This is a genomic window from Haloarcula sp. Atlit-47R (assembly GCF_003665985.1).
In the GTDB taxonomy this organism is placed as follows: domain Archaea; phylum Halobacteriota; class Halobacteria; order Halobacteriales; family Haloarculaceae; genus Haloarcula; species Haloarcula taiwanensis.
In genome coordinates, this window is the sequence record NZ_QPLQ01000053.1 from 1 (window position 1) to 487 (window position 487).

The window sequence follows — 487 nt, forward strand, 5'->3', positions numbered from 1 at the left end:
AGACTCTCGTCTTTGCCGCACACGTCGCAGATAGGCATTACCAACGCCTTACGGCGGCGAGATAAAAAGGGGTTCCCTCATAGACGAGGCGTGTTGACGCACCTCTTGATTAGGAGACGAATTCGAACCGCAGACGCCTCAAGCGGCCGGAATAGCCGGTTTTCAAGCCGACTGTTGTCTCTCGTCGGCGCGGGCGACGCTGTCGCTCTCGGCAGTCGTCGCGCGAGAAATGCGAGATTACGCGTCTTCGTCGGACGCTTCGTCGGCGTCTTCGGCCGCCTCGTCGGCGGGCGTGAAGTTCGTGGGAACGACGGTCGGGTGCTGAAGCCCGAGGCGGGGTTGCTTGGCTGCCATACTCGTCCCAACGTAGCCGACACAGGGACTAAAGATTACCCATGCGCATAATTCATCGGTCGGTGCGCCGGCCATAACTGTCGGGTATCTGTGGCGACGACGGCGGTCGGTCTCCTGCCCGGACGGTTCTCGG

At 61.4% G+C, this 487-nt stretch carries 1 protein-coding gene; it reads right to left on the bottom strand.

Going from position 1 to position 487, the window contains the following annotated elements:
- Positions 1-237 precede the first annotated feature (237 nt).
- On the bottom strand, positions 238-487 hold a 250-nt coding region (locus DVK00_RS22145; RefSeq protein WP_233560871.1), incomplete at its 5' end, for a hypothetical protein.